18 protein-coding genes and 2 pseudogenes are annotated in these 23,164 nt (G+C 73.6%); 11 read left to right on the forward strand and 9 right to left on the reverse strand.

Going from position 1 to position 23,164, the window contains the following annotated elements:
• Positions 1–25 precede the first annotated feature (25 nt).
• A complete protein-coding gene (locus RKE29_RS00215; RefSeq protein WP_312002866.1) occupies positions 26–1,234 on the reverse strand; it encodes an RNA-guided endonuclease TnpB family protein in 1,209 nt (402 codons plus the stop codon).
• Positions 1,235–1,285: 51 nt separating this feature from the next.
• Between RKE29_RS00215 and tnpA the strand changes: the two are divergent.
• The 6 genes and pseudogenes from tnpA to RKE29_RS00245 all read left to right on the forward strand — a co-directional run.
• Positions 1,286–1,612, forward strand: a pseudogene (tnpA, locus tag RKE29_RS00220) (IS200/IS605 family transposase); the annotation flags it as partial.
• A gap of 662 nt (positions 1,613–2,274) precedes the next feature.
• A complete protein-coding gene (locus tag RKE29_RS00225) occupies positions 2,275–3,528 on the forward strand; it encodes a helix-turn-helix domain-containing protein (protein WP_312002867.1) in 1,254 nt (417 codons plus the stop codon).
• 246 nt (positions 3,529–3,774) lie between these two features.
• The gene (locus tag RKE29_RS00230) at positions 3,775–4,002 is read left to right on the forward strand and encodes a hypothetical protein (RefSeq protein ID WP_312002868.1); all 228 of its coding nucleotides are present in this window, start codon (positions 3,775–3,777) and stop codon (positions 4,000–4,002) included.
• A complete protein-coding gene (locus RKE29_RS00235; RefSeq protein ID WP_312002869.1) occupies positions 3,999–4,190 on the forward strand; it encodes a hypothetical protein in 192 nt (63 codons plus the stop codon). The genes RKE29_RS00230 and RKE29_RS00235 overlap by 4 nt, the downstream gene beginning before the upstream one ends.
• Before the next feature lie 93 nt (positions 4,191–4,283).
• Positions 4,284–4,814: a hypothetical protein gene (locus RKE29_RS00240; protein ID WP_312002870.1), complete on the forward strand. Its 531-nt coding sequence runs from the start codon at positions 4,284–4,286 to the stop codon at positions 4,812–4,814.
• Positions 4,815–4,861: 47 nt separating this feature from the next.
• Entirely contained in the window at positions 4,862–5,296 is a 435-nt protein-coding gene (locus tag RKE29_RS00245) for a hypothetical protein (protein WP_312002871.1), read from the forward strand.
• 420 nt (positions 5,297–5,716) lie between these two features.
• Here the strand turns inward: RKE29_RS00245 and RKE29_RS00250 are convergent, their stop codons facing one another.
• The 5 genes from RKE29_RS00250 to RKE29_RS00270 all read right to left on the reverse strand — a co-directional run bounded on the left by RKE29_RS00250 (position 5,717) and on the right by RKE29_RS00270 (position 12,245).
• The gene (locus RKE29_RS00250; RefSeq protein ID WP_312002872.1) at positions 5,717–7,231 is read right to left on the reverse strand and encodes an MATE family efflux transporter; all 1,515 of its coding nucleotides are present in this window, start codon (positions 7,229–7,231) and stop codon (positions 5,717–5,719) included.
• Positions 7,232–7,298: 67 nt separating this feature from the next.
• On the reverse strand, positions 7,299–8,375 hold the full coding sequence (locus RKE29_RS00255; protein WP_312002873.1) for a cysteine synthase family protein: 1,077 nt from the start codon (positions 8,373–8,375) through the stop codon (positions 7,299–7,301).
• An 80-nt stretch (positions 8,376–8,455) separates the two neighbouring features.
• The gene (locus tag RKE29_RS00260) at positions 8,456–9,874 is read right to left on the reverse strand and encodes an alanine racemase (RefSeq protein ID WP_312002908.1); all 1,419 of its coding nucleotides are present in this window, start codon (positions 9,872–9,874) and stop codon (positions 8,456–8,458) included.
• Between the two features lie 98 nt (positions 9,875–9,972).
• On the reverse strand, positions 9,973–10,977 hold the full coding sequence (locus RKE29_RS00265) for an ornithine cyclodeaminase family protein (protein WP_312002874.1): 1,005 nt from the start codon (positions 10,975–10,977) through the stop codon (positions 9,973–9,975).
• 182 nt (positions 10,978–11,159) lie between these two features.
• Positions 11,160–12,245, reverse strand: coding sequence for a TauD/TfdA family dioxygenase (locus RKE29_RS00270; protein WP_312002875.1), 1,086 nt, complete (start codon positions 12,243–12,245; stop codon positions 11,160–11,162).
• 358 nt (positions 12,246–12,603) lie between these two features.
• On the opposite strand from RKE29_RS00270, the gene RKE29_RS00275 reads away from it, so the two are divergent.
• The 4 genes from RKE29_RS00275 (at position 12,604) to RKE29_RS00290 (ending at position 17,571) form a co-directional block, all read left to right on the forward strand.
• On the forward strand, positions 12,604–14,163 hold the full coding sequence (locus tag RKE29_RS00275) for an ABC transporter substrate-binding protein (RefSeq protein WP_312002876.1): 1,560 nt from the start codon (positions 12,604–12,606) through the stop codon (positions 14,161–14,163).
• Positions 14,148–15,164, forward strand: coding sequence for an ABC transporter permease (locus RKE29_RS00280; protein WP_312002877.1), 1,017 nt, complete (start codon positions 14,148–14,150; stop codon positions 15,162–15,164). Before RKE29_RS00275 ends, RKE29_RS00280 begins: the two co-directional genes overlap by 16 nt.
• A gap of 77 nt (positions 15,165–15,241) precedes the next feature.
• Positions 15,242–16,033: an ABC transporter permease subunit gene (locus tag RKE29_RS00285; RefSeq protein WP_312002909.1), complete on the forward strand. Its 792-nt coding sequence runs from the start codon at positions 15,242–15,244 to the stop codon at positions 16,031–16,033.
• Complete coding sequence (locus RKE29_RS00290) at positions 16,030–17,571, forward strand: ATP-binding cassette domain-containing protein (protein ID WP_312002878.1); 1,542 nt, start codon at positions 16,030–16,032, stop codon at positions 17,569–17,571. The genes RKE29_RS00285 and RKE29_RS00290 overlap by 4 nt, the downstream gene beginning before the upstream one ends.
• 91 nt (positions 17,572–17,662) lie before the next feature.
• On the opposite strand, the gene RKE29_RS00295 is transcribed toward RKE29_RS00290, so the two are convergent.
• The gene (locus RKE29_RS00295) at positions 17,663–21,049 is read right to left on the reverse strand and encodes a S8 family serine peptidase (RefSeq protein WP_312002879.1); all 3,387 of its coding nucleotides are present in this window, start codon (positions 21,047–21,049) and stop codon (positions 17,663–17,665) included.
• 169 nt (positions 21,050–21,218) lie between these two features.
• Entirely contained in the window at positions 21,219–21,440 is a 222-nt protein-coding gene (locus tag RKE29_RS00300) for a type II toxin-antitoxin system VapB family antitoxin (protein ID WP_312002880.1), read from the reverse strand.
• A gap of 258 nt (positions 21,441–21,698) precedes the next feature.
• On the opposite strand from RKE29_RS00300, the pseudogene RKE29_RS00305 reads away from it, so the two are divergent.
• Positions 21,699–21,815: pseudogene (locus tag RKE29_RS00305) on the forward strand (DNA repair protein); the annotation flags it as partial.
• 28 nt (positions 21,816–21,843) lie between these two features.
• Here the strand turns inward: RKE29_RS00305 and RKE29_RS00310 are convergent.
• On the reverse strand, positions 21,844–23,088 hold the full coding sequence (locus tag RKE29_RS00310; RefSeq protein WP_312002881.1) for a lipase family protein: 1,245 nt from the start codon (positions 23,086–23,088) through the stop codon (positions 21,844–21,846).
• Positions 23,089–23,164 lie beyond the last annotated feature (76 nt).

Genomic DNA, 23,164 nt, shown 5'->3' on the forward strand with positions numbered 1-23,164 from the left:
CGCCCTGAAGGACGGCGATTCCCGCCTACCGCGCCGTTGAAGGGTGCGGTGTCGAGTGGGTTCCTGCTTCACCGCGCGGTGCCGGGAGGAGTCCCGGTCTTACCTGCGCTCCACAGGCTGACACGGCCAGTCCGGCCGCCTTGGCGACGTTGACCGCCGCGTTGATGTCCCGGTCCAGGACGGCCCCGCATGCCCCGCAGGTCCACACACGGACGTGCAGGGGCTTGGGGCCGTCCTTGACGCCGCACTGCGAGCACACCTGAGAGGTCGGCTCGAAACGGCCGATCTTCACGAAGGTGCGCCCGTACCGGGCGGCCTTGTATTCCAGCATGCTCACGAACGCCGACCATCCGGCGTCGTGCACGGACGTGGCCAGGCGCGTACGCGCGAGTCCCTTCACGGCCAGGTCCTCCACGGCGACCGCTTGGTTGTCACGGATCAGCTTGGTGGAGAGCTGGTGATGGAAGTCGCGGCGTGCGTCCGCGACGCGGGCGTGTGCCCGTGCGACGCGGGCCCTGGCCTTGTCCCTGTTCCTGCTGCCCTTCTCCTTGCGGGAGAGGGCGCGCTGGGCTTTCTTCAGGCGCTTCTCGGCCCGGCGCAGGAAGCGCGGGCTGTCGATCTTCGTGCCGTCCGAGAGGACCGCGAAGTGCCCGAGACCGAGGTCGATGCCCAGCTCGGGCGTCGTCTGCGGCAGCACTTCCCCGGGGCCGCTCTCCACGACGAAGCTCGCGAAGTACCGGCCCGCGCTGTCCTTGACCACTGTCACCGTGGAGGGAGTGGAGGGCAGGTTGCGCGACCACGTGACCTTGAGGTCGCCGATCTTCGGCAGGCGCAGCTTCTGCCCCGGTGTGATGGACCAGCGGGCGTTGGCGGTGAAGCGGACGGCCTGCCGGGTGTCCTTGCGCGACTTGTACCGGGGCGCGCCCATGCGCGGGCGTTTGCCCTTCAGCCCGTCGAAGAAGTTCTTGTACGCGGTGTCCAGGTCGCGCAGGGACTGCTGGAGGACGACCGCTGACACCTCGCCGAGCCAAGCGCGCTCTTCGGTGCGCTTGGCCTCGGTGATCAGCAGCTTGGACAGGTCCCCGGTCTTCGGGAACGGCAGGCCTTCGCCGCGGGCGGTCTCCCGAGCGCGGAGCGCGTCGTTGTAGACCACCCGCGCGCACCCGAACGCCCTCGCCAGCGCCATGCGCTGACCGGCGCTGGGGTACAGGCGGAAGCTGTACCGAAGCTGCATACGGATCATGATACGCATTTGGTTTATGGTTATCGATGACAACGGCACTCCGTCTTCGCCGACCGGCACCTGACGCGGTGCGAGGAGATCATGCGGGCCGTATGCGAGGACTTCGAGGCCGAGCTGGTCGAGTTCAACGGCGAGGCCAGCTACGTTCACCTGCTGGTGAACTTCCCGCCGAAGGTCGCCGTGTCCAGGCTGGTGAACTCCCTCAAGGGCGTGTCCTCGCGCAGGCTCCGCCAGGAGTCCCCCGACCTCGTCCGCCATTACTGGCGGGCGCAGCGCCTGTGGTCCGGCTCGTACTTCGCCGGGTCGGTCGGCGGTGCGCCGCTCAGCATCGTGAAGCAGTACATCGAACAGCAGAACCGGCCACTCTGACCTGGGCTGAGACGAACAGCGCGGATCCGTGCACACAGCCGAGGTCCCAACGGGCCAAAGACTCGCTTCACTACCGGGCTGAAGCCCGGTGCACTGCGAATAGACCCGGTAGCGGACCGCGAAGCCGCTGCGGCGGTTGCCCTCGGCGCTGATCACCGTCGCGTTGCGGTTGGGTACGGCGGCGGTCTGGGCCCAGGCGGTGACGGTGAAGCTGCCGCTGGTGTCCACCGGGGTGCCGGACGTGGCCGCGTAGTCGTCGGTGCCGTCCAGCAGCAGGGCGCCGCCGTCGACCCGGCCCGGGCCGGTCTTCGCGCCGCCGGAGAGGGTCATGGCGCGCTGGGCGAGCGAGGCGTCCGGGGAGCCCGCCGGGGTGCCGGTGGCCGAGTCGAGCTGCCAGCGGCCCTTGACCGGGGGCGCTGCTGGAAGAGCTGGTGCGGACCTCGTCGTCGGTCACGGTTCGTCAGGAACCCCTATCTTCATGCAGGTCAGCGGCTCACACGCCGTGCTCACGCTTCCGTGAGTGCGCTCGGTGCCTCGTAGCGTGCACGCCGGACCAGGCGTTCGGGCGGTGACCCTCTATCGGATGATGGGCCGCCGCTCGTCGCCTCCTGGTAACTGACGGGGAGTACCGTCTTGTTGTAGGCGCAAGGACGGAGCCCGACATGGCGGACGCAACCGACAAGTACATCGGCGCTCGGATCGCGGAGCGGCGCGATGACAGGCACCTGACGCAGCAGGGTCTGGCGATGCTTGCCAACGTGTCGAAATCGCTGGTTTCCAAGGTGGAATGCGGCCAGAAGCCAGCGACCCCGGAATTCATCGCGGCCTGTGCGCGCGCCCTCGGGGTCGCTCCCGCAGAGCTTCTTGGCCAGCCCTACCTCGATGAGATGCGCAAGGATCAGGTTGACATACTGATCAACCCGATTCGCGAAGCGTTGAGCCTGCACAACCTTGGCCACGACCCGTCAGTCCGCCCGCGCTCATTGGATGAGATCAGCTCCGACCGGGACCGGGTTTGCGGACTGGTGCACAAAACCGACCTCAAAGCGGCGGCAATCGAGCTGCCCGCTCTGATGGTCGAGGCTGTTTCCGTCGCGCACGAGTCCGACGACCCTCGGGCCTGGGCCATTCTGGTCGGACTCGACCGCGTAGCGTTCAATGTCACGTCCAAGCTCGGGTTCCATGACCTTTCGGTTGTGGCGGCGAGTCGGGCAGAGTACGCGGCCGAGCGAGCGCAGGACCCGTTGATCGCAGCCATGCCTTTGAGTATGCAGGCAATCGCCTGTCTGCGCTCCGGCGATTTCAGCACAGGTAAGCGGCTCGAAGTGCTCGGCTTTCGTTGCATGGAAGATGCCGATCCCGGGCTTGAGCGCGATGCGGCAATGGGGCGAAGGTGTCTATCGTCGGCGCTCATCGAAGCACGCATGGGAAACATGAGCGAAGCCGAGTCCTACTTCAAAGAAGCTGAGAGGTATGCGAGTCGGACAGGCGACGTAACGCCTGAGCGCTGGCTGCATTCAGATCCGCCCGCAGAGATTTCAAGGGATCGAATCGGCTACAAGGCCCGAGGAATCCACTGGTACGTGTTCGGTCCGACCAACGTCGGAGTGCATAGAGTCTCTTCCCTGGCAGACCGGAATAATTATGGCAAAGCGATAGCGGAGGCAAGCAAGCTGCACATCCCCCAGAATTGGCCCGTAATTCGGGCTGGCCAATTTTACGTCGATGTGGCTCGCTCCTACCTGTGGACCGGGAAGGACGATGCGGCCTTCAGGAGCCTGTTGCAAGCGTCGAAGTTGGCGCCGCAACAGACGCGGTATCACCCTCAGGTGAAGGAAACCGTTATTCATCTGCGTCGGCGGGAGCGCACCCGACGCGGGAGTCTGGCGCATTTCGCGGAGTGGGTCGGCGTCTGACGCTGGCAGCACTCGCGGGGCGTTGCACGAACTCGTGCAACGCCCCGCTGTCGTATGGCTACATGCTGTGAGGTCCCAAGGCAAGACCCCCGCAACCGCGTTGCGTGCGGCCCGGGGGCTTGGCCACCAGCTTTCAGGGAGCTGACGACATTGGCAGACCTTACAGCGGCCTTAGCCGCTTGTGTGAAGCGAATTTTCGGACGTCGAACGCGTGGCCGACATCGAGTGGAGTCGGCGCCTGGTTCGGTGCCGAGCGCGGCCCTGCCGCGACCCGGCGCGGGCGGCGCGGACGTGCCGACGCTGGCCGGGCGGCTGCGTGCGGACCGGGAGCGGCGGTTACAGCGTCGGCGGCGGTGGGCGGTGTGGCTGGCCGCGTACGGGATCGACGTGGGGCCGCGCCGGATTCACGGGGTGCGGGTCGCGCGGGTGCGCGTGACGGCGTCGTGGCCGGTGGTGGGGGGTGGCTGGGCGTGACGGCGATGACGATCCGGGTCTACCGGCTCGACCCGGAGACCGGTGAGCGGGTCGAGGTGAGTTCCTGCTCGTACCTGGCCGAGCCGCGGAAGTCCTTCGCTCCGGCGTCCCCTCAGTGGCCGCGCTGCGAGTGCTCGCGCTGCCGGGAGGGCGCGGGCCCGGAGTGCGGGGCGGAGGGCGCGCGGTGATGGGGCCGGGGGTGCGGTTGCTGCCGTGGACGACGGTGGACGGCAAGCCGTGCTACGTGGTCGGGGCGTCCGGCGGCGAAGGGCCGGGGGCCGGTGTCGCGGCTGGCCGACCTGTGGGAGGCGCGGCACCTGCTGGAGGCGCGTACGTTGCTGGGCGCGCTGGGGGACAGGCTGCCGGTGCTGGAGCGTGCGGACGCGGGGCGGTTGCGGGCCGCGTGCGTGCGGCTGGTGTGGTCGCTGGCGCGGGTGCTGCGGGTCGCCGACAGCCGGGGCGAGCGGCTGGGGCGGTCGGACGAGCGGGAGGCGGCGCGGCTGGAGATGGCGTGGGTGCTGCTGGGGCACGCGCGGGACCTCCTGACCACCGGCCACGGCGAGCCCTCGCAACTCCGGTACGTCGTCCCTCGGTTGGCCGAGTGCCTTGCGGAGGCGGTGGCCGTGGCGGACGCGCGGGCGGTGCTGCTGGCCGCGCCCGACGACGACCCGCCAGACGACGACCCGCCGGACGGCGACCCGCCGGACGGCGACCCGCCGGACGGCGACCCGCCGGACGGCGACCCGCCGGACGGCGACGGCGGCGAGCCGGGTGGTGGCGGGCGGCGTTGCGGGAAGGGCGGCGGCCGGTGAGCGGGAGGGGGGTACCCCTGGGCGGCGGGTCCGGCGGAGCGGCGTGGGTGTCGGCGCAGTGCGCGGTGGCCGGGCGGCCGGGCGGTGTCGTGGAGGCGCACGCCCTGTGCCGGTCGCGCGGCCGGTGCGCGTGCCGCTGCCATCGCAAGTACGCGGTGAGTCTGGGCACGCTCATCGGCGGGCCGACCCTCGTGACCGACGCCCCCGACCCTGACCCCGGCCTGGCGCCCGCGCCGTTGCCCGTGGTCCCGGCCGGGCGGCCGGGCCGGGCGTGGGACCGGCGCCGTACCCCTCCGGTGACTCCGGCCGAAGCGGCGGCGGAGTTGCATGAGGCGGGGTTCGAGCCGATCGAGGCGTACCCGGGCCGGGCGTCGAAGGGCTGGTCGTGCCGGTGCGTGACGTGCGGCGCGGCGCGGCGATTGAAGCTGTCCGAGGTCCGCGCCGGACGCCGCTGCCTGCACCGGGGCCTACCGCCCCCATGAGACGGGGGCGGGCGCGCTCGGCCCCTTTCCGGCGATCCCCCGCGCCGGGCATGGCCAGGCCGCGCGCGCCCGCCCCTCGGCCCGGCCCGCCCGTACCGCACCGTCGGCGTCCTGTCCGGAGGCGGCGCGGCAGGCCGGGCCACCTCCAGCCGGACCGGCCGGGAGCCTGAGGACATCTCCCGGCCGGACCTCCTGACCGGTCCGCGTAACGGGTGCGGCGTCTACCAGCCCTGGCCGCGCGCCCGTCCCCTGCCCGGATGGCAGGGGCTCGGACCGACCACGGGCCCCGGGGAACGCGGAGAAGAACTCCGCGTTCCCCGGGGCCGCTTCACGCCCGTCGGCCGCCGCACCGACCCGGCGGCGGGCCCGGGCGCGGGCGTGCGCTGCCGCGGGTCCGGGCTCGCCGCCCATGGGCGCTGGTCAGGCCGCCGCCGGGGGCGCGTCCGCCGTCAACGGCGCGTCCGTACGGGCCGCCAGGCCCCGGTGGTAGCGGCGCAGGAGCAGCAGCGCGGTCGCGGCAAGCCCGGTCAGCAGGCCGAGCCACACCCCCGTGGTGTCCCAGCCCGCGAGGCGGCCGAACAGCCAGGCGGCGGGCAGGCCGACGAGCCAGTAGCCGACGAGCGTGACGCGGAAGCCGCCCTTGGTGTCGTCCAGGCCGCGCAGCAGGCCCACGCCGATGTTCTGCGTGCAGTCGAAGAACTGGAGCACGGCGGCCACCAGCAGCAGGTCCGTGGCGATGGACATCGCCGCGTGGTCCGACGCCGCGTCGGCGTCGAAGAACGGCCGCAGGACCAGTTCGGGAGCGGCCGCGTACGCGACGGCGACCACGGCCATGACCGCCGCCGCGCACGCCAGCGCGGTGTTCTTGATGCGGCGGGCGGCCTCGGTGCGGCCCAGCGCCAGCTCGCGGCTGACGTTGATGGACGCGGCGTGCGACAGGCCGACGGCGATCTGGAAGACGATGTAGACCAGCTGGTTGACGGCCGTGTGGGCGGCCAGCGCCGCGCTGCCGAAGGTGCCGACCATCAGCGCGACGACGAAGAAGAACCCGGCCTCCGAGCCGTAGGTGGCCGCGATCGGCGTGCCCAGCCCGGTCAGCCTGCGCAGCGTCGCCCCGCGGGCCTTCCAGATCCGCAGGTCGAGCAGCGGGGCCAGCTGCGGGTCGCGGCGCGCCGAGCCGTACAGCGCGAGGCAGGACAGCGCGTACACCAGCGTCGTCGCCACCCCGATGCCGGGCAGGCGCAGCGCGGGCAGGATCCACGTGCCGTGGTAGAGCGCCCAGTTCAGGGCGGCGTTGACGGCGATGGACGCGACCGTGATGCGCAGCAGGGCCTGCGGGCGGCGCATGCCGACGGTGAACTGCCGGATCGCCTGGAACCACAGGGCCGGTACGAGCCCGGGCGCCAGCGCCAGCAGCACGGGCCGGGCCTTGTCGACCACCTCCGGGTCCTGGCCGAGCCAGGTCAACGCCTGGCCGCACAGCACGATCAGGAGCGCGCCGACGACTCCGGCCAGGGTCGCCAGCGCCAGCGCCGCGCGGACGATGTCCCGGACCTCCTCCTGGGCCTTCTCCTGGGCGGCGGTACGGGCCTGGGCGTCCGTACGGGCCTGCTCGGCCGTACCGGCCCGTACGGCCTCCGGAGCCGCGGCCTCCGCCTCCGCCAGCTCCAGCCGCGCCGACGCCGCCGCCACCTGGTTGCCCACCGCCGTGACCATGCCCACGCCCATGGTGCGCATCTGGTTGAAGACGACCATGGCCAGGCCGCCCGCCGCCAGGGCCTCGGCGCTGATCATGCCCATCATCACGGTGTCCGTGGTGGTCAGGGCGACCTGCGCGAGCTGGGTCAGGGCCAGCGGGACGGCCAGGGTGGCCAGCGCCCGGCTGTCGTCGACCAGGGTGCGTATCGGTATCGGTATCGGTATCGGTATCGGCATCGGTGCGGCTCGCTGTCGGGGTCGGGGCCGGGGCCGGGCTGGATCGGGGAGGGGGCCGGGCGTCGGGTCAGTGCCCGCGCAGCTTCGTCAGCAGCTCGTCCACCTCCCGCTCCACGGCGGGGTCGATCAGGCGGCGCGCGGCCATCCACTCGTCGTGGAACACCGTGTCCATGTACTTCTCGCCCCCGTCGTTGAGCAGGGCGACCATAGTCGTCTCCGGCGGCAGGTCCGCCATGCGGGTCAGCGCCTCGTACACCACGCCGCCCGCCGAGCCGCCGATCAGCAGCCCGGTCCTGCGGGCGACCACGCGCGCGGTGGCGAACGCCTCGACGTCCCCCACCTTCACACCCTCGTCGATGAGCCCGTAGTCGACCAGGGCGCCGATCTCGGCGCCCTCGGGCGTGCCGGTGCCGGACTGGTAGTAGTCGTGGGCGGGCGGGCCGAAGGCGATGGAGCCCTTGGGTTCGACGCCGATGACATGGACGCCGGGTACGGTCCTGGCCAGCTCCCGGGCCGTGCCGCACAGCGAGCCGCCGGTGCCGACGGCGCCGATGAGCTGGTCGATCCGGCCGTCGAGGGCGGCGGCCAGCTCGTGGGCGACGGGGAAGTAGCCGACGCCGTTGCTGGGGTTGTTGTGCTGCTCGGTGAAGATCGCGTTGTCGTCGGCGTCCGCCATCTTCTCGGCCAGCTCCTCGCGGGCCGCGGTGGCCAGGTCCTCGCTGCCGTCGTCCACGACGTAGACGAGTTCGGTGCCGAGCGCCTTCATGCCGCGCAGCTTGTCGGCGCAGGCGTGGTTGTCGACGACGGCGGTGAAGGTGTAGCCGCGTTCGGCGGCGACCACGGCGAGGCCAAGGCCGGTGTTGCCGGAGGTGGACTCGATGATGCGGCCGCCCGGGCGCAGTTCGCCGCGCTCCTCGGCGTCGAGCACCATCTGGCGGGCCATGCGTATCTTGGCCGTGCCGGTGGGGTTGAAGTGTTCGAGTTTGAGCAGCAGGCGGCTGCCGGTCGCGGTGGCGCACAGCTCGAACAGCGGGGTGTAGCCGATCAGGTCGGACACGCGGCTGACGACGGCGGGGCGCAGCAGGGCCGGGTGGGTGCTGTACGTCGGGGGCCGGTACGGCGCGGGCGCGGACGGGGCGGACACGGGCGGCTCCGGGGCGGCGGGGGCCAGGGGCTGCGAGGTCGAGGGCGTCGGAGGCATCGGCTGAGTCCAATCGCGGGCGGTCACGAGGGCGGACGGCGGTCGAGGCGCCAGCGGGGCTGCTCGCCCGTGGTCTCGATGACGACCTTGGGCGGCAGCGGCAGGTCGTGGAAGGGCGATTCGTTGGAGTCCATCTGGTATCCGGCCGTGTTGGGGTAGACCAGCAGGTCGCCGGGGGCCGGACGGACCGGGAACGCGATCTTGCGCCAGGTCAGCAGGTCCGACTCCAGGCAGCTGGCGCCGCCGACGCAGGCGCGGAAGGGCGTTCCGGCGGGATCGTCTGCTGGGTCGTCGGCAGGGGTACGGCCGTCGGCGGGGCGATCGGCCGCGCGGTCGGTTGGGCGGTCGGCGGCGGGCAGGAGCACCGGGTCGGGCAGGTACTCGCTGTTGAACCACTGCTCGGACAGGCTCAGGCTGGTGCCGTCCACGGTGAGGATGCCGTAGCCGGTCCCGGCGGGCGTGCCGCGCTCCTTCACGCCTTGCACACGGAACACCGTGCAACCGGCCCGGTCCAGCAGCGCCCGGCCTGGCTCCACCAGCAGCGTCACCCCGGCCGCGCGCAGCCGGTCGGCCAGCGGGGCGCCGGTGCCGCCGGGCCGGGCGGCCAGGACGGCCCGCAGCGCGTCGGCGCCCGCGACCGGCGAGTGGTACGGGTAGAAGTCGCCCACGTTGAAGGACTTGCGAGCGTGGTAGTCCGCAGGGTCATGGGCTTCCAGGAAACGCGCCCAGTCACCGGCCGCCACGTAGTCCACGGCGAAACCGCCGCCGATGCTGATCCGGTCGGCGGACAGGCCCATGGCGCGGGCCGTGCGGCACAGTTCGACCAGTTCGCCCGCCAGGTCGGCGCGGGGCTGCACGGCGTAGCCGGACAGGTGGAAGGAGAAGCCCTCCACGCGTACGGCGCCGTCGTCCGCGCGGCACCGGTCCAGGGCCGTGCCGAGTTCGCCGCCGGTCAGGCCGAAGCGGCTGTGCGGCTGCTCCGGCGGCAGGCGGCGCAGCAGCACGCGCGCGGTGCGGCCGGTGGCGCGCGCGGTGGCGGTGATCCGCTCCAGCTCGTCCAGCGCGTCCACGGCGACCAGGCAGCCCTGGAGGACGGCCACGCGCAGCAGGTCGTCGGACTTGGCCGGGCCGGTGACGACGGTGTCCTCGCCGCGCACGCCGTGCCCCAGCGCCTCCCGCAGCTCGCCGAGGCTGGCCACGTCGGTGCCGATGCCGTGGGCGGCGCACCGCTCGATCCACACGGCGGCCTTGTTGGCCTTCTTCGCGTAGTAGACCCTGCCGTCCACGCCCGCCTCGGCGAAGGCCGCGCGGAAGGCCGCGACGTTGGCGTCGAAGCGGCCGGGCAGCAGCAGGTGGTACGGGCCGCCGAGGGCGTACGCGAGGTCGTGCGGCAGTCGGCCGCCCAGGACGGCGTCCAGTTCGGGGTCGGGGTACGCGGGCAGCCGCGGGACGGCGGTACGGGCCGCGGCCGCCGCGTCGGAGGCCCCCGATGCGGCGGAGGCACCCGATGCGGCGGAGGCACCCGGGGCGTCGGAGGCGGTCACTGCCACAGCGGCACCCGCGTTCCCAGGCCCTGCGCCAGGGCCAGCTGCGCGAAGCGGTGGCCGAGCGCGATGTCCGTGACGACCAGCCCGCTGTTGTACGCGAAGATCCGCTCTTCCGGCGAGCGCCGCCCGGGCGCGCGCCCGGCCAGCACCTCGGGGAACTCGGCGTCCACCTCCGGCAGGTCGCCCTCGGCGTCGGCCATGTCGGTGCCGGTGACCGCCATCTGCGCCGCGCTGGTGGCCACCACCCGGTCCGCGTCGTGCAGCGTGGACGGCGCGAGCCCGTGGCCGACGAGCACGGACACCGCGCCGGGCCGCAGCCAGTCGGCCTCCACGGCGGCCGGGGTGTGCGCGCCGGACGTGGCGACGATCACGTCCGCGTCGGCGGCCGCGGCCTTCAGGTCGGTGACGACCTCCACCTCCCGGTCCGGCGCGTAGCGCGCCAGCTGCTCCCGCACCGCGGCTATGCCCTCGGGATGGGTGCCGAAGAGCGTCAGCCGGTCCAGGTCCGGCAGCGTGGTCAGCAGGAACGGCAGCGCGAGCCGCCCCTGCGTGCCGGTGCCGATGACGAGGGCGGAGCGGGCGCCGGGCGCGGCCAGTTCGCGGGCGAGCAGCGCGGAGACGGCCGGGGTGCGCAGCGAGCCGACGCGGCCGCAGTCCATCATCGCGATGGGCAGGCCGGTCACGTCGTCGTAGAGGGTGAGCGAGGTGTAGTAGTGCTGCTCGGTCCGGCTTTCGTGCAGGCCGTGCTTGTAGGAGGTCTTGATGGCGACGACCTCGCGCGTGCCGTCGCGGCCCAGCATGGCGTACGCGACCGAGTGGCCGTCGTCGGGCTTGACCGTCAGCTTGCGGGGGTTGGCCGACTGCCCGGCGGCCAGGGTGCGGTAGGCCTGCTCGACCACGTCGACCACGTCCGGCAGCGCGATGTCGAGCCCGGCCAGGTCCGTGGTGCTCAGTACGCGCAGGCTGGTGTCGTCGGGCGCGGGGACGCTCTCGGGCATCGGGGTTCCTTTCACGCGGTCGGCGCGGTCGGCGCGGTCGGCGGCCGTTCCGTCGGCGGTCGGCGGGTCGGTTTCCGTACGGCCGGGATTCGTGCGGTCGGGACGCGTCAGGCCGGAGGGCGCGCCCGTACGGCCTGTGATCACTCTCACGCCGTCCCGGCCCGCCTCCGGGCGGTCGCCGCTCACGCGTACGCCTCGATCGCCGCCTGCCCGTAGCCGTGTTCGGCCTTCTCCGCCTCGGGGCGGGTGCGGCGGTCCGGGACGCGCACGGAGGCGCGCTTGAGCCACCGGTCGGTGCCGTCGTAGCGGGCCTGGAAGGGCACGCGGCCGTGCACCACCAGGTCGTTGTCCACCACCAGCACGTCGCCCGGCTCCAGGCTGACGGCCACCGAGACGCGGGCCAGCTCGTCCGACAGCCGGTCGTAGGCCGCCCGGTAGGCGGGGTCGGCGTCGTCGAGCGGCGTGTAGGCGGGGTCATAGCGCAGGGTGGGGCCGTCCGGGGTCTGGCACAGGGCGGGCACCTTCGGCGGCGCCGCGCCCGTGAAGCCCTGGGCCTCGGTGTACGCGTCGTCGGGCAGGATCGGCAGGGTCGGCCGGGACAGCAGTTCGACGTCGTCCGCGGCGAGTCGGGCCTTGCGGACGCTGGCGGCGGTGGTGGCGATCCGGTCGTGGTTGCGCATGCAGGCGAGCATCAGCAGGTGGGCCCGGCCGGGGTGGAAGGCGTCCTCGGTGTGCGGGCTGAGCAGGGTGGCGCTGCTGGCGCCGGTCTGCTCGTGCTCGTGGCCGGGGCTGGGCACGATGTTGTGCACGAACCGGCCGTCCTGCTGGCCCTCCCACGCGATCGGGTTGCCCATCGCGGTGGCGAGCAGCAGCAGCGTCACGTCCCACTCCGCGGCCTGGTCGCCGACGGTCGCCCAGCTCAGCGGCGTGGGGCCGATGTCGGCGTCGTCCAGGGGCAAGCCGCGCAGGACGAACAGGCCGTCGGCGGTGTCGACGGGTCGGCAGTGGTGGCGGGTCCGCTCGCTCAGCCGGGCGGCCTCCCGCGCGACGCGGTCGAGCACGCGCCGGTCCACCGGGTCGGTGCCGGAGCCCGGACCGTCGGTGCCGGTGCCCGGTTCGCCGCTCCGCGCCGGGGGACGTGACGCGCCTGACACCGCGTCGGCCGGTGTCCCGGGCCGGGTCTCGCGGAGGATCCGCCGGGCGGCTTCGGTGAGTTCGGCGATCGTGGCGGCGTCGAGTTCGCGGACGGGTGCGGGTCCCGTGGGCATGGGTGTGTCACCGTTTCCAGGTAGGGGAAATCGGGGCGGGACATGCCAGAGGGCATGGCTGAAAGAGACCACCTGCCGGGGGGACCGGTGGCCGTGCGGGTGTGGCAGCGTCAGCAGCCGCCGGGAACGTAGCAGTCTGATTTAGGTGAGGCAACCCTTACCCCTACGTACCGCCGTCCCGCGTCTTTTCATCCACCGCTGAGTACATGAGGCCATCCATAAGGGCGAGTTGACCACTTCTGGACATTGCGCCCCGGGAACCGAGCCAGGGGTTGTCCTGTCGACGACTTTTAGGGTAGGCACACCTAAGTAATCCCCATCTTGCAATGATTTTCAGCCCTACCTACGAGGACGACGCGTGACTCTGAACAGACGGCAACTGCTGGGAGCGGCCGGCGGCCTGGGCGCGGCGGCACTGGTCGCCGCGTGCGGTGGCGACGACTCCGCAGGCACCTCCGGAGCCTCCGCGGACGCCACCGCCAAGCCCAAGCGCGGCGGCACCCTCACCGTCGGAGCCCTCGGCCGCGCCTCGGCCGTGACCCGCGATCCGCACGGCACGCAGGCCAACGAGAGCGACTACCTGATCCTCTCGCTCGTCTACGACACCCTCACCGTGCCCGGCACCAAGCCGAACACCGTGCCGCGCCTGGCCGCCAAGTGGGAGTCCTCCGACGACCTGAAGACGTGGCGGTTCACCCTCGCCGAGGGAGCGAAGTTCCACGACGGCAGCCCGGTCACCGCCGAGGACGTGGTCTACTCGCTGCGCAGGCTGCGCGGCACCCCCTCCGGCGCGTCCCGCCTGCCGGGCATCAAGGCCGAGAACATCACCGCCGACGGCACCGGCACGGTGGTCCTCGTCTCCGACTACCCCAACGCCGAACTGCCGCTGCTCACCCGCCTCACCACCTTCGTGGTCAAGAACGGCACCAAGGACAAGGACATCGCCGGGGCGCCGGGCACCGGCCCGTTCAAGCTCGACTGGTTCCGCGGCGGCAACGCCCGGCTCGTACGCAACGACGCCTGGTACGGCGGCGAGGTGCCGCTCGACGCCATCGAGGTCAAGATCTTCGAGAGCCCGCAGGCCATGGCCAACGCCCTGCTCGCCGGGCAGATCGACGTGGCCTCCAACGTCGGCGCCGTGGCCGCCCGTACGGCCGCCAGGCGCAAGGACATCCAGGTCGTCCGCCGGCCCAACGACATGGCCATGCCGATCGTGTTGCGCACCGCCGACGGCAGCCCGTTCGCCGACCCGCGCGTGCGCGAGGCGCTGCGGCTGGCCGTGGACCGCAAGGCCATGGTCACGCAGGTGCTGTCCGGCTACGGCACCGTCGCCAACGACATCCTCGGCACCGGCGACCCCGCGTACGCCAGGGACGTCCCGCAGCGCGCCCGCGACCTGGCCCGCGCGCGGGAGCTGCTGAAGGAGGCGAAGTTCGACCTGTCGAAGACGTACGAGCTGCTGACCACCGAGGACATCGCCGGGCTCGCCGAGTCGGCGACCCTGTTCGCCACCCAGGTCCGCGAGGCCGGGGTCAAGGTGAAGGTGGTCAAGCAGGAGTCCGCGACCTTCTGGGACAAGACCTGGCTCAAGGGCGACCTGTACACCACGTACTGGGGCACCAACGACTCCGTGGTCTTCTTCGCGAGCAAGACCATGGTCTCCGACTCGGCCACCAACGAGGCGGGCTGGAAGAACGCCGCCTTCGACGCCGCGTACCGCAAGGCCATGGCCACCAGGGACCCGGCCGAGCGCGCGAAGCTGCTGCACGAGGTGCAGCGCGTCGAGCACGAGGAGTCCGGCTACGTGCTGTGGGGCATGGCCGACGGCATCGACCTGGCCGGGCCCGCCGTGCGCGGCCTGCCCACCCTGCCCGGCTACGGACGCGTTCAGCTCCAGAGCGCATGGCTGAACCGCTGACCGGCGGCGCGGCGGCAGGCGGCGCGGGACGTACCGGCGCAGCCGCCCGTACGTCCCGGGCCGCCCGCGCCGCCCTGCGGCTCGCCGGGCTGCTGGCCCGCCGGGCCCTGCTGCTCGCCGTCCTGCTGGCCGCCGTGTTCCTGGCCGTCGAGCTGCTGCCCGGCGACGCGGCCAGCGCCACCTCCGAGCGCGGCGAGAGCGCCGCCGACCTGGCGCACCGCCGCGAGCTGCTGGGCCTGGACCGGCCGGTGCCGGAGCGGTTCTGGGACTGGATGACCGGCCTGCCCACCGGCGACCTGGGCACCTCCGCGCGCGGCGAGTCCATCTCCGGCCTGCTGGACCGCCCGTTCCCCAACACGCTCATGCTCGGCGGCCTCGCCCTGCTGCTCACCCTCACCGTCTCGGTCGCCCTCGGCGGCTGGGCGGCGCTGCGGCCGGGCGGCGCGGTGGACCGTACGGTGTCGGGGGCGGCGACCGGCGTGCTGGCGCTGCCGGAGTTCATCGTCGCGGTCGCGCTGGTGCTGGTCTTCGCCCAGTGGCTGGACTGGCTGCCCGCCGTGACGCTGACCGACGGCGACGGCTATCCGGCGTCCTGGCGCATGCTCGTGCTGCCCGTCGTCGCGCTCGCCGTGCCGCAGATCGGCTGGAACACCCGCATCGTGCGGGCCGCGCTCGCCGACGAGGCCAGGGCCCCGCACGTGGAGACCGCCGTGCTGGACGGCCTGCCGCGCCGCCGCGTGCTGGTCCACCACGTGCTGCCGGGCGCCGCGCCCGCCATCGCGGCCGGGGTCGCCACCTCGACGGGCATGCTGCTGGGCGGCGCCGTCGTGGTGGAGACCATCTTCAACTACCCCGGCATCGGGTCCGTGCTCGCCGGGGCCGTCGCCGACCGGGACAGCCCCGTCATCGCGGGCGTCGTCGCCGTGACCGGCGCGGTCATCACCGGCGTGCTGCTGCTGGCCGACCTGGTACGGGCCCGGGAGTCCGGAGGGAGCCTGTGACCGCCATCCGCAACCCCCTGCGCCGGGGCCGCCTCCGAGGTGCCGGGGGCCCCGCGGCCCGTACCCGCCGGGGCGTACTGCCGCGCACCCTGCCCGCCCTGCTGCTGGTCCTCCTCGCGGTCGTCGGCCCGTGGCTGGCGCCGCACGCCGTGGACGCGCCGGTCGCCGCGCCGTACGCCGAGCCCGGCGGCGGCGCGCCGCTGGGCGGCGACCAGCTCGGCCGCGACGTGCTCACCCGGCTGCTCGCCGGGGGCCGGGACCTGATCGCCACCTCGCTGCTGGTCACCGCCCTGGTCACCGGCATCGCGGCCGTACTGGGCACGGTGGCCGCGCTGCGGCCCGGCGTCGGCCGGGTCATCGACCGGGCCGCGGACGTGCTGATGCTGCTGCCCGCCGTGCTCGGCATTCTGCTGATCACCCTGTCCTGGCCGGACGGCGGGCGGGTGGCGCTGGTCGCCGCGGCCACCGTCCTGGGCGTGCCGTACGCGGTGCGCCTGGTGGCCGCCGCGGCGGCGCCGGTGGTGGCCTCGGGATACCTGGAAGCGGCGGCGGTCGGCGGCGAGCGGCTGTGGTACCTGGTCGTCCGGGAGGTGCTGCCGAACCTGCGGGCCACCCTGCTCGCCCTGTTCGGCCTGCGCTTCGTCGCCGCCGTGTACGTGGTGGCGACGGCCGGGTTCCTCCAGGTGGGGCCGCAGCCGCCGGCCGCCGACTGGGCCCTGATGATCCGCGAGAACCAGGGCGGCATCCTCCTCAACCCGTGGGCCGTGCTGGCCCCCGGCATCGCCATCGGCCTGCTGGCCATGAGCGTCAACCTGGCCGCCGCCGCGCTCGTCCCGGCCGCCGGCCGCAAGGCGGTGACCTCCCTGTGAACCACTCCCCGACCTGGTCCTCCCCCAGCGGGACCTCCGGCAGCGAGACCTCCGGCAGCGGCCTGGCAGCCGGCGAGACGGCCGTACGCGTCGAAGGGCTCACCGTCACCGGCCCGGACGGCCGCAGGCTGCTGGCGGACGGCGACCTGACCGTGCGCGCGGGCCGCGTCGTCGCGCTCACCGGCCCGTCCGGCTGCGGCAAGACGACGCTGCTGCGGGCCGTGGCCGGGGCGCTGCCGCCGGGCGCCGCGCGCACGGCGGGCACCGTGGACGTGCTCGGCGGCGACCCGTTCGCGCTGCCCGAGGCCGAGCTGCGGGCCCTGCGGCGGCGCCGCCTGGCGTACGTCGGCCAGGACCCGGCCTCCGGCCTCAACCCGCGCATGACCGTCACCCGCCTGGTCACCGAACTGGCCGCCGAGCGCGGCCCGGACACCGTGCCCGCCCTGCTCGCCGAGGTGCGGCTGCCCGCCGAGCTGGCCGACCGCCGCCCGCGGGCGCTGTCCGGCGGCCAGCAGCGGCGGGTGGCCCTGGCCCGCGCGCTGGCCCGCCGCCCGGCCGTTCTGCTGCTGGACGAGCCGACGGCCGGGCTGGACGCGCGGCTGCGCGACGAGATCGGCGAGCTGCTGCGCCACCTGGCGGGCCGCCACCGGCTGGCCGTGGCCCTGTCCTGCCACGACGCCGACCTCGTCGCCCGGCTCGCCGACGAGGTGGTCGAGCTGCGGCCCCGCGTCCGGACCGCCGCCCGGCCCGTGCCCCCGGAGAAGACCAGCTCCGTGCAAGGCCCGCCGGTGCTGACGGCGACCGGCGTGCGGGCCGCGTACGTACGGCGCGGGCGGCGCGTGCCCGTGCTGCACGGCGTGGACCTGACCGTGCACGCGGGCGCGGCGGTGGGCGTGGTCGGCGCGTCCGGCTCCGGCAAGACGACGCTGATGCGCACGGTGGTCGGCCTGCACCGTGCCACGGGCGGCACGGTGACGCTCGACGGCGACCGGCTCCATCCGGCCGCCGCCCGCCGCACCCGCGAGCAGCGCCGCCGCGTCCAGCTCGTACCGCAGGACCCGCTGGGCACGCTCAACCCGAGCCGGACGGTCGGGGCCGCGCTGCGCCGCCCGCTGGTGCTGCACCGCCGCGCCGCCGGTCCCGAGCAGGCCGCCGAGCGGGTGCTGGAACTCCTCGACCAGGTCGGCCTGCCCGCCGACTTCGCCGACCGCTACCCGCACGAGCTGTCCGGCGGCCAGCGCCAGCGCGCCGCCATCGCCCGCGCCCTGGCCGCCGACCCGGACGTGCTGGTGTGCGACGAGGTGACCTCCGCGCTCGACGCCGACACGGCCGCGTCGGTGATGGACGTGCTCGACGGCCTGCGCGCCCGGCGCGGCCTGGCGCTGGTGCTGGTCAGCCACGACCTGCGGCTGATGGCCGACCGTACGGACACGCTGCTGGTGCTCGCCGAGGGCCGCACCGCCGAACACGGCCCGACGCGGCGGATCTTCACCGCGCCGGAGCACCCGGTCACGTCCGCGCTGCTGGGCGTCGGCTAGACCGGACGGCTTGCCGAACAGCTTGTATGAACGGCGACGGCGCCGCCCGCGCCGGGTGGACCCGGACGCGGACGGCGCCGCCGAACGGCCTTTACGGCACGAGCCGGTAGGCGTTCTCGATCGTCTGGTGCTGGGTGTTGCCCTGCTTGTCCGTCACCGTGCTGCGGAACGACACCGAGGCCGCGTCCGCCGGGTGCTGAAGGCGCAGCGCGGGCCTGCCGCCGACCGTCGTCACGGGGGCCTTGGCCCACGTCTTCCCGCCGTCGTACGACACCTCCACGGCCAGCGACTTCAGGTTCCGCCCGGCCGCCGCGCCCCGCACCTCCACCGGCACGATGAACGCCGCCCCCGCCTTCGCGGTGCTGGTCAGCGACAGCTCCGGCCGGTAGCGCACCGCCGAGATCGGCAGCGTGACCCGCTCGCCCTCGGCGGGCCGCTCGGAGGTGAACGACCAGTCGGCCGCGATCCGCGTGCTCACCAGCGACGTGGCGCTGTCCCGCGTGACTTCCGCGCTGAGCGTGTACGCCGCCCGTCCGGGCGGCAGCCCGGCCACCTCGCCCTTCGGGGGGCTGTCCTCGTCGGCGACGACCTTGCCGTCGACGGTGAGGACGGTCCGCTGGGCCAGCGGCCACCCGATGATGGCGTAGTTGTCGCCGCTGTCGCTGAACAACGAGATCCGGTAGTCCAACGCGTCGCCCGAGCGGGTGATGGCGCTGTTCGCCGGGTCGGCGTCCGGGCCGAACACGCCCACGTTGAAGGTCATCGGGTAGGTCCTGCCCGGCTGGTACGAGCGCAACGGGCCCAACTGCTTCATCTCGACCTTCCGCACACCCTCCTCGTCCTCGGGACCGAGCTGGAAGGAGTCGACGTGCCAGCTGGCCCCGGGGCCGGTCGTGACGTACTGGTGCGCGCTGCCGGGCGGATCGATCTCCACGTCCCGGTAGCCCCCGCCCGTGTAGCCGTTGCGCCAGCCCACCCGCACGGATGCCAGTTTCCCGGTGGCCGGCGCCCCCACGGTGACGTCGAGCCGGGCGAGTTCCTTCCGGGTCATCCGGTGCCTGAAGCCCGTGTAGAACGAGCCGCGCCGCTGGTAGTACGCGTGGTAGTCGGTGCGGTCGGCCGGGTCGGCCGCGGTCCACCTGCCGTCGACGAACGCCAGGAACTCCCGTTGCCCCCGCTGCCCCGTGCGTCCGCCGCGGCCGGACACCGAGCCGAGGCTCCGGGTCGCCAAGCGGCGGTCCTCGACCAGGTCGTAGAAGTTGCTGACCTTCTCGCCGGCCTCGGTGGCGGTCGACCAGCCCACCGCCCCTCCGACGAGGGCGGCCCGTGCGTCGGGCGGCGTCACCTCGACCGGCTCGGCCTCGCGGGCGTCCAGGGTGAGCGCGGTGTCCTTGTCCACGGTCAGGTCGGGGTGGACGAACAGCGCCCACCGATCCTCACCGCCCTCCCCGGGCGTGCGGACCATGGCCTCGAAGGCGTACGTGCCCTTGGGCAGCCGGACCGTGGCCGAACCGTCCCCGGCGACCTGCGCGGCGTCGTCGGGGTCGCGGTCCATGGGGATCAGGCGGCCCTCGACGGCGCCCGGCGCACCGGTGGCGTCCCGGGCGGTCAGCTTCACGTCGTACGCCTCGGCCTCCCGCTCCACGGCGAAGGCGGTCCGGACGGTGGTGGTGCCGCCGCCCTCCGCGGTGGCGACCAGGGTGCCGGAGTACACCCCGTCCTGGTCGCCCACGCGCGTGTCGGCGGTCAGGTCGGCCGTGGCGGTGCCGCCCGCGGGAACGGTCAGCTTCCGGGAGCCGACGGTGAACGCGCCCTCGGGGGCGGGCCTGCCGTCCGGGCCGGTGGCCTGCACCGCCAGGTCGAGGGTCACCGGGCGGTCGCCGTCGTTGCGGTAGGCGACCTGCTCGGTCTTCGGCCGGTCGTCGGCGTGCGGCCACTGCTGGAGGCCGAAGCCGACGGAGGTCCGCTCGCTCGCCACCCGCTGCGTGATCGCCGCCTTCAGGTCGATGCGCCCGGTGCCCTGCTGGTACGCGCTCGCCCCGGCGACCTGCGCGGCGGACGAGGCCAGCGCCTGCTTGATCCGGGTGCCCATCCAGTCGGGGTGCTGCTGGGCGAGCAGCGCCGCGGCGCCCGCCGCGTGCGGCGTGGCCATCGACGTGCCCGACAGGGTGGCGTAGCCGGGCCCCGCGGGACGCTGGGGAGTGCTCTCGGCGGCCCGCGCGGCGGTGATGTCCACGCCCGGCGCGGTCACGTCGGGCTTGAGCGTGTGACCCTCCGTCAGCCCGGCGCTGGAGAACCTCGCGAGCCGGTCCTCCTTGTCCACCGCGCCCACCGTCAGCGCGGCCTCGGCGCTACCGGGCGAATCGATCGTCCCGGCCTGCGGTCCGTTGTTGCCGGCCGCGACCGCGAACAGGACGCCCTTCTCGGCCGTCAGCCTGCCGACCGCCTCCTCCAGCGGGTCGAGCCCCGGGGTGTCGGTGCTGCCCAGACTCATGTTGACGACCTTCGCGCCCTGGGCGACGGCCCACTCCATGCCCGCGAGCACGCCCGAGGTGGTGCCTCCGCCCTCGTCGTCGAGCACCTTGCCGTCGATGATCTGCGCGTCAGGGGCCACGCCCTTGTACCGGCCGCCCGACTTCGCGCCCGAGCCCGCCGCCGTGGACGCCACGTGCGTGCCGTGCCCTTCGCGGTCCACGGCGTCCTCGGCGTCGCTGAAGTTCCGCTCCGCGACCTCCCGGCCCGCCAGGTCCGGGTGCGTCTGGTCCACGCCCGTGTCCAGGACGGCGATCTTCACACCCTTGCCGGTGTACCCGGCGGCCCACGCCTCCGGCCCGCCGATCTGCGGAACGCTGCGGTCCAGGCTCGCCCGTACCTTCCCGTCCAGCCAGACCTTCGCGACGCCGGACCTCCCGGACCTGCCGGATCCCTGCCGGGCCAGCCCGTCCGCGAGCGCCCGCCAGGCGGCCGACGCGCCGTCCTTGCGCACGCTGACCGCCTGCCCGCGCACGACCGGCAGCTCCCGGCGCACGGTGAGCCCCGGCGCGCGCAGCGCCGCCGGGGTGCCGCCGCCGGGGTAGGTGACGATCAGCGGCGTGGACGCCTGGTGCCGGTCGTCGTACCCGTCCGCGACCAGCGCCGTCACGTCGAACAGCCGCGCGTCCAGGCGGCCCTGCCGGATGAGTTCCGCCGCGTCCGAGGGGATCACGCGCTGGTGGCCCCCGTACTGCTGGACGTGGACCAGGATGTTCTCCCGCCCCGCGCCCCGGGTGACGCGCTCCACCCGGCCCTCGGCGTCGAGTTCCACCCGGTCACCGGTGACGAGCGTGACCGTACGACCCGCATCCGCCGCCCGCTGCCCGCCCGGCCGCCCACCGGCGGCCCCGGCGCCGTCCGCCCCGGTCACCCCGACGGCCAGCGCCGCCACCGACGCGACGGCCATCGCCGCCGCGCCGGTCTTCCTCCTGCCTGCTCCTGACAAGGTGTCAGTCCTCCCCGTACCTGGTCCGCTTCGGCCCGACCGGTGCTCGGCTGGTCATGGCGGAGCGGCCGGTCGAGGAGGAAGAGCGTGTTCAGCGGTCGGAGGTTGCTGTGGGTGGCAATCTGTTCTGGGCGGGTCCTCACGAGTCCGGACGTGCCGAGCAGGTAGATCACCGGCTGTGCTTCTCCGCGTGGTGCAGCCGTTCGGCGTCCTCTACGGCGCCCCACTCACGGGCACGCTCGAAGTGACGGCTGATGCGTGTCGCGCGCTCCTGCTGCTCGACATAGAAGCGGAGGGCCAGATTGACCGCCTCCTTTGTGGTTCGGACCCTGGCCAGGGTCGTGGCACGCTCCAGCGCGTCGTCGTCGATGTCGACCTGAGTCACCGACACGTCACATCTCCTCTCCGACAACCGTGATGTACGTATGCACACAGCCAACATGAGTGTGGCGACACCTCGGGCGTCGGGGCACCGGCGCGGAAAGGCGAGGAGGAGATGGCCGAGGCCGGGCTGGTCAAAACGTGGGGCACGGCACCGTGGAGCGGGAAGCTCCTCGCGGAGCTGCTGCGCGGCGCGGGCGTGGCGGCCGTGGCCGACGTGCGCACCGCGCCCGGCGACGCGGCGCTGCTGCTGTGCCAGACGCCCGCCGTGCACCTCATGCACGACGGGCGCCTCACCCCGCACCGGCCGACCCCGGGCGTACGGGTCCGGGCGGACGGGCTGCTGGTCTACGACGACCTCGCGGCGGCGGCCGCGGGCGCGTGACGGCCGGGGCGCCGGCCTGGCGGTCGGGTCAGCAGCTGTTCTTGGGCGCCTTCCCGGCGAAGCGGTCCGCCAGGAAGTCCAGCGAGCTGCCCAGCCTGACCAGGTACTCCAGCGAGTGCTCGCCCAGCAGGTCCCAGTCGGAACGCACGGTGGCGCCCTTGGCGCACCAAGCGCGGACCATGGTGTGGGCCTGCCCGACGGGCACGATCTCGTCGGTGACCGCGTGGTAGGTGTAGACCGGTGTCGCGGGAGCGGCGGCGCCCAGGGTGTTCTCCTTCAGCGCCTTCGCGACCGAGGGCACCGACAGCGGGTCCTTCACGGTGGTGTAGTCGGAGAGCTTCTTGAAGGCGAAGCCGGTCAGCAGGTCCGGCAGGCACGCGCCGCGCGCCTTGTTCATCGCTTCCCTGCCCGCGGGGTTGAGCAGGCCGTCGATCCCGGCCTCGGGGTACTCGGCGTTCAGGCTCACCGACGCGGCGGCCTCGAAGCCGGAGAACAGACCGCCGTCGATCGACCGTGCCACCGCCGCCGGGTCGGCCGGGGTGCCGCCCATGGCCGCGCCCGCGAGCGTGACCTCGGGGGCGTAGGACGGCTGGAGCTGGGCGGCCCAGCCGGTGGCCTGGGCGCCGCCGGAGTAGCCGTTCAGCGCCCAGGGGCTGGCCGCGCCGATGCCGCCCGGGGCGAAGTTCTTCACCGCCCGGATGCCGTCGAGCACGGCGTGCCCGGCCTGGACGCCGCCCATGAACACCGACTTGGGCCCCTCGAAGTCGGGCACCGCCACGGCCCACCCGCGGTCCAGCAGCGAGGTGGTGTAGATGCCGGCCGTGGCCGCGTAGCCGCTGCCGGAGGCGAGTCCGTAGGAGGGTGCGCACTGGGTGCCGGTGGAGTCCTCGGCCGCCTGCGCCGACACGGCCGGCCGCGCGCCCGGCCCGGTCCACGCCTTCTTGGGCACCAGCAGGGTGGTGACGGCCAGCTCCGGCCGGTCGTGGGAGTCGTTGGTCCGGTACGAGATCTGCCACGCCTCGACCGAGTCGGCCGAAGGACCGGCCTTCGGCGTGATCGGCCTGCTGGCGACGACCGCGCCCGGCGCGTACGAGCCGATGTCGGCCGGTGCCGCGTAGAACGGGTCCTCGTCCGGTGGCACCGACCCGGGCGCCGGACCGGTACCGGCGGCGGCGTGGCCGGTGGTGAGACCGGCGAAGACCAGCGCGGCGGCGATCGGAAGCGCCGCGGCCGCCCTGACTCCGGCCGGGACGGTGGGCAGTGCGCGTCTCATACTCACTCCAGGGGGGGTGGCAGACCGGGGCAGGTGTGCACCGGTTCGCCGACTGTGCCCCACGGTTCCTACTTGG

The organism is Streptomyces sp. B1866 (assembly GCF_031932565.1).
GTDB lineage: Bacteria > Actinomycetota > Actinomycetes > Streptomycetales > Streptomycetaceae > Streptomyces.

Bases quoted from the DNA above. Each gene is read 5' to 3' on its own strand.
- RKE29_RS00215 (WP_312002866.1), bottom strand. From the start codon at position 1,234: ATGCAGCTTCGGTACAGCTTCCGCCTGTACCCCAGCGCCGGTCAGCGC.
- RKE29_RS00225 (WP_312002867.1), top strand. From the start codon at position 2,275: ATGGCGGACGCAACCGACAAGTACATCGGCGCTCGGATCGCGGAGCGG.
- RKE29_RS00250 (WP_312002872.1), bottom strand. From the start codon at position 7,231: ATGCCGATACCGATACCGATACCGATACCGATACGCACCCTGGTCGAC.
- RKE29_RS00265 (WP_312002874.1), bottom strand. From the start codon at position 10,977: ATGCCCGAGAGCGTCCCCGCGCCCGACGACACCAGCCTGCGCGTACTG.
- RKE29_RS00270 (WP_312002875.1), bottom strand. From the start codon at position 12,245: ATGCCCACGGGACCCGCACCCGTCCGCGAACTCGACGCCGCCACGATC.
- RKE29_RS00280 (WP_312002877.1), top strand. From the start codon at position 14,148: ATGGCTGAACCGCTGACCGGCGGCGCGGCGGCAGGCGGCGCGGGACGT.
- RKE29_RS00310 (WP_312002881.1), bottom strand. From the start codon at position 23,088: ATGAGACGCGCACTGCCCACCGTCCCGGCCGGAGTCAGGGCGGCCGCG.